Source organism: Cognatilysobacter tabacisoli (genome assembly GCF_003586305.1).
Classification (GTDB): domain Bacteria; phylum Pseudomonadota; class Gammaproteobacteria; order Xanthomonadales; family Xanthomonadaceae; genus Cognatilysobacter_A; species Cognatilysobacter_A tabacisoli.
In genome coordinates, this window is the sequence record NZ_QXJI01000007.1 from 1 (window position 1) to 5592 (window position 5592).

Annotated in this window: 2 tRNA genes and 3 rRNA genes; all 5 read right to left on the bottom strand. The window is 55.3% G+C overall.

The features are described 5' to 3' along the window. Positions 1-48 precede the first annotated feature (48 nt). Positions 49-163, bottom strand: a 5S ribosomal RNA gene (rrf, locus tag D3A60_RS14385). 176 nt (positions 164-339) lie between these two features. Further along, positions 340-3206, bottom strand: a 23S ribosomal RNA gene (locus tag D3A60_RS14390). Between the two features lie 240 nt (positions 3207-3446). Next, a tRNA-Ile gene (locus D3A60_RS14395) sits at positions 3447-3523 on the bottom strand. Positions 3524-3544: 21 nt separating this feature from the next. Further along, positions 3545-3620: transfer RNA gene (locus D3A60_RS14400), tRNA-Ala, on the bottom strand. Between the two features lie 120 nt (positions 3621-3740). Next, positions 3741-5285, bottom strand: a 16S ribosomal RNA gene (locus D3A60_RS14405). Together the 16S, 23S and 5S rRNA genes with 2 tRNA genes alongside form the textbook arrangement of a ribosomal RNA operon. Positions 5286-5592 lie beyond the last annotated feature (307 nt).

Below are 5592 nucleotides of genomic sequence, written 5' to 3' on the forward strand. Positions count from 1 at the left end.
CAAAGAAAAACCCCGCCCTCTTTCGAAGGCGGGGTTTTAGGGTAAAGCCCCTGGCGATGACCTACTCTTGCATGGCTTAGGCCACACTACCATCGGCGCATGTGCGTTTCACTTCCGAGTTCGGGATGGGATCGGGTGGTTCCACACAGCTATAGTCACCAGGGAGAGGGTGGAGGGTCGCGGGTCGTGACGGTGTTGCAGTCACGATCGCGCACACGCTCTCGTTGGGTTGCTTCGGACGGATGGATCCCGTCTTTGGGCGAATAAGTTTGGGAAGTAGCGAAGTTTGTTGGCGAATGTCGTCGACGCGTCGTCGAGTCCAAGGCCACTTGAGGTTATATGGTCAAGCCACACGGATCATTAGTACAGGTTAGCTCAATGGATTGCTCCACTTACACACCCTGCCTATCAACCACCTGGTCTTGATGGTTCCTTTAGGGGAGTCAAGCTCCCGGGAGATCTCATCTTGAGGCGCGCTTCCCGCTTAGATGCTTTCAGCGGTTATCGCTTCCGAACATAGCTACCCGGCAGTGCCACTGGCGTGACAACCGGAACACCAGAGGTTCGTCCACTCCGGTCCTCTCGTACTAGGAGCAGCCCCTCTCAAATCTCCAACGCCCACGACAGATAGGGACCGAACTGTCTCACGACGTTCTGAACCCAGCTCGCGTACCACTTTAAATGGCGAACAGCCATACCCTTGGGACCGACTACAGCCCCAGGATGTGATGAGCCGACATCGAGGTGCCAAACACCGCCGTCGATATGAACTCTTGGGCGGTATCAGCCTGTTATCCCCGGAGTACCTTTTATCCGTTGAGCGATGGCCCTTCCATACAGAACCACCGGATCACTAAGACCTACTTTCGTACCTGCTTGATCCGTCGATCTTGCAGTCAAGCACGCTTATGCCTTTGCACACAGTGCGCGATGTCCGACCGCGCTGAGCGTACCTTCGTGCTCCTCCGTTACACTTTGGGAGGAGACCGCCCCAGTCAAACTACCCACCATACACGGTCCCCGATCCGGATTACGGACCCAGGTTAGAACGTCAAGCACGACAGGGTGGTATTTCAAGGTTGGCTCCACCCCAGCTAGCGCCAGGGTTTCATAGCCTCCCACCTATCCTACACAGACGAACTCAACGTTCAGTGTAAAGCTATAGTAAAGGTTCACGGGGTCTTTCCGTCTTGCCGCGGGAACGCTGCATCTTCACAGCGATTTCAATTTCACTGAGTCTCGGGTGGAGACAGCGCCGCTGTCGTTACGCCATTCGTGCAGGTCGGAACTTACCCGACAAGGAATTTCGCTACCTTAGGACCGTTATAGTTACGGCCGCCGTTTACCGGGGCTTCGATCAAGAGCTTCGCCTTGCGGCTGACCCCATCAATTAACCTTCCGGCACCGGGCAGGCGTCACACCCTATACGTCCACTTTCGTGTTTGCAGAGTGCTGTGTTTTTGATAAACAGTCGCAGCGGCCTGGTCACTGCGGCCCCCCTCAGCTATTAACCATGGAGGGCGCACCTTCTCCCGAAGTTACGGTGCTATTTTGCCTAGTTCCTTCACCCGAGTTCTCTCAAGCGCCTGAGAATTCTCATCCTGCCCACCTGTGTCGGTTTACGGTACGGTCTGCGTAAGCTGAAGCTTAGGAGCTTTTCCTGGAAGCGTGATATCGGTTGCTTCGCCCTAATGGGCTGGTCCTTAGTCTCAACGTTGCGCCCCCGGATTTGCCTAAGGGCACCGCCTCAACTCTCTCACCGGGACAACCAACGCCCGGCCAACCTAACCTTCTCCGTCCCTCCATCGCACTTACGCGAGGTGCTGGAATATTAACCAGCTTCCCATCGACTACGCATTTCTGCCTCGCCTTAGGGGCCGACTCACCCTGCGTCGATTAACGTTGCGCAAGGAAACCTTGGGCTTTCGGCGTGCGGGCTTTTCACCCGCATTATCGTTACTCATGTCAGCATTCGCACTTCCGATACCTCCAGCAACCTTCTCAAGTCACCTTCAACGGCTTACGGAACGCTCCTCTACCGCGCACACATAAGTGTGCACCCCAAGCTTCGGTTCATCGCTTAGCCCCGTTAAATCTTCCGCGCAGACCGACTCGACCAGTGAGCTATTACGCTTTCTTTAAAGGGTGGCTGCTTCTAAGCCAACCTCCTGGCTGTCTGTGCCTTTCCACATCGTTTTCCACTTAGCGATGAATTTGGGACCTTAGCTGTGGGTCTGGGTTGTTTCCCTTTTCACGACGGACGTTAGCACCCGCCGTGTGTCTCCCGTACAGTCCGTCTCGGTATTCGGAGTTTGCAATGGTTTGGTAAGTCGCAATGACCCCCTAGCCATAACAGTGCTCTACCCCCGAGAGGATACATACGAGGCGCTACCTAAATAGCTTTCGAGGAGAACCAGCTATCTCCGGGTTCGATTAGCTTTTCACTCCTAATCACACCTCATCCCCTACCTTTGCAACGGGAGTGGGTTCGGGCCTCCAGTACCTGTTACGGTACCTTCACCCTGGGCATGACTAGATCACCCGGTTTCGGGTCTACTGCCCGCGACTATGCGCCCTTATCAGACTCGGTTTCCCTTCGCCTCCCCTATACGGTTAAGCTTGCCACGAACAGTAAGTCGCTGACCCATTATACAAAAGGTACGCAGTCACCCCTTTCAGGGCTCCTACTGCTTGTACGCACACGGTTTCAGGGTCTATTTCACTCCCTTCACCAGGGTTCTTTTCGCCTTTCCCTCACGGTACTGGTTCACTATCGGTCGGTCAGGAGTATTTAGCCTTGGAGGATGGTCCCCCCATATTCAGACAGGGTTTCTCGTGCCCCGCCCTACTCGATTTCATCGGATGGGTCCTTTCGCATACCGGGCTGTCACCGTCTATGGCCGAGCTTTCCAACTCGTTTTGCTAAAACCCAACCGACTTAAGGGCTAGTCCCCGTTCGCTCGTCACTACTTAGGGAATCTCGGTTGATTTCTTTTCCTCCGGGTACTTAGATATTTCAGTTCTCCGGGTTCGCTTCCAGCAGCTATGTATTCACTGCAGGATACCTATTGCTAGGTGGGTTTCCCCATTCGGACATCGCGGGATCAATGCTTATTGCCAGCTCCCCCGCGCTTTTCGCAGGCTGTCACGTCCTTCATCGCCTCTGACCGCCAAGGCATCCACCGTGTGCGCTTATTCGCTTGACCATATAACCCCAAGTCGCCTCGGAGTCACTGTGCCCGGGGGTACAAATCCCGGACGCGAAATATAACGACTCAATTAATAAGGTGCCTCTCGGCACCCGCCTTAGCCTCTACGACACGTCATGGACATTCGTCTCAAAACGCTCGCTACTTCCCAATTTTCAAAGAACGCCAATCCGGCTTCAGCGCCGAACCGCTTCAAATCTGATGTGTGCGCAATTCAGAGACCATGCTGACGGGAGATGGTGGGTCTGGGAGGACTCGAACCACCGGCCTCACCCTTATCAGGGGTGCGCTCTAACCACCTGAGCTACAGACCCAAAAGTCTTGCCTGGCTGGTTTGGTGGAGCTTGTCGGGATCGAACCGACGACCCCCTGCTTGCAAAGCAGGTGCTCTCCCAGCTGAGCTAAAGCCCCATGTCCAAACGACCAACGGGACGACCCCGCGGGATCCCCTGTGGGATGCCCCGGTACTCTGAATGCAGGTCACTTGTGCGGACGCCTGACAGGCAATGCCGCCACCTTGTTTACATCTCTAAAGGAGGTGATCCAGCCGCACCTTCCGATACGGCTACCTTGTTACGACTTCACCCCAGTCATCGGCCACACCGTGGCAAGCGCCCTCCCGAAGGTTAAGCTACCTGCTTCTGGTGCAACAAACTCCCATGGTGTGACGGGCGGTGTGTACAAGGCCCGGGAACGTATTCACCGCAGCAATGCTGATCTGCGATTACTAGCGATTCCGACTTCATGGAGTCGAGTTGCAGACTCCAATCCGGACTGAGATGGGGTTTCTGGGATTGGCTCCGCCTCGCGGCATCGCAGCCCTCTGTCCCCACCATTGTAGTACGTGTGTAGCCCTGGCCGTAAGGGCCATGATGACTTGACGTCATCCCCACCTTCCTCCGGTTTGTCACCGGCGGTCTCCTTAGAGTTCCCACCATTACGTGCTGGCAACTAAGGACAAGGGTTGCGCTCGTTGCGGGACTTAACCCAACATCTCACGACACGAGCTGACGACAGCCATGCAGCACCTGTGTCACGGTTCCCGAAGGCACCAATCCATCTCTGGAAAGTTCCGTGCATGTCAAGGCCAGGTAAGGTTCTTCGCGTTGCATCGAATTAAACCACATACTCCACCGCTTGTGCGGGCCCCCGTCAATTCCTTTGAGTTTCAGTCTTGCGACCGTACTTCCCAGGCGGCGAACTTAACGCGTTAGCTTCGATACTGAGTGCCAAGTTGCACCCAACATCCAGTTCGCATCGTTTAGGGCGTGGACTACCAGGGTATCTAATCCTGTTTGCTCCCCACGCTTTCGTGCCTCAGTGTCAGTGCTGGTCCAGGGTGTCGCCTTCGCCACAGATGTTCCTCCCGATATCTACGCATTTCACTGCTACACCGGGAATTCCACACCCCTCTACCGCACTCTAGCCTGCCAGTATCCAATGCCATTCCCAGGTTGAGCCCAGGGCTTTCACATCGGACTTAACAAACCACCTACGCACGCTTTACGCCCAGTAATTCCGAGTAACGCTTGCACCCTTCGTATTACCGCGGCTGCTGGCACGAAGTTAGCCGGTGCTTATTCTTCCGGTACCGTCATAACACCCGGTTATTAGCCGAATGCTTTTCTTTCCGGACAAAAGTGCTTTACAACCCGAAGGCCTTCTTCACACACGCGGCATGGCTGGATCAGGCTTGCGCCCATTGTCCAATATTCCCCACTGCTGCCTCCCGTAGGAGTCTGGACCGTGTCTCAGTTCCAGTGTGGCTGATCATCCTCTCAGACCAGCTACGGATCGTCGCCTTGGTGGGCCTTTACCCCGCCAACTAGCTAATCCGGCGTCGGCTCATCTATCTGCGTGAGGCCTTGCGGTCCCCCACTTTCACCCGTAGGTCGTATGCGGTATTAGCGTAAGTTTCCCTACGTTATCCCCCACAAATAGGCAGATTCCGACGCATTCCTCACCCGTCCGCCACTCGCCACCCAGAGAGCAAGCTCTCCTGTGCTGCCGTTCGACTTGCATGTGTTAGGCCTGCCGCCAGCGTTCACTCTGAGCCAGGATCAAACTCTTCACTTAAGTATTGCGACTCGGACCGAAGTCCTCGTCAATGCTTTGAGTGCAGTCGCTCTCTCCAAGGCCCAAACTGACTCGTTACTCGCATTTGCATGCTTTCTTGATTCATTTGGACTTTGTGTCAAACGTCTGCGGATGGACAACGCCACCGGCCAGACGCCCGCACAAGTCACCTGCGCACACTGTCAAAGATCGTGGACTTCGGCCTCAGCGCCTCGTCCCGCCCTCCGCACCAAAGTGCCCGAGGGAGCCGCACATCTTACAGCCAATTTCGCAGTCGTCAACACCTTGTGAACTGCTTTTTTCGGCT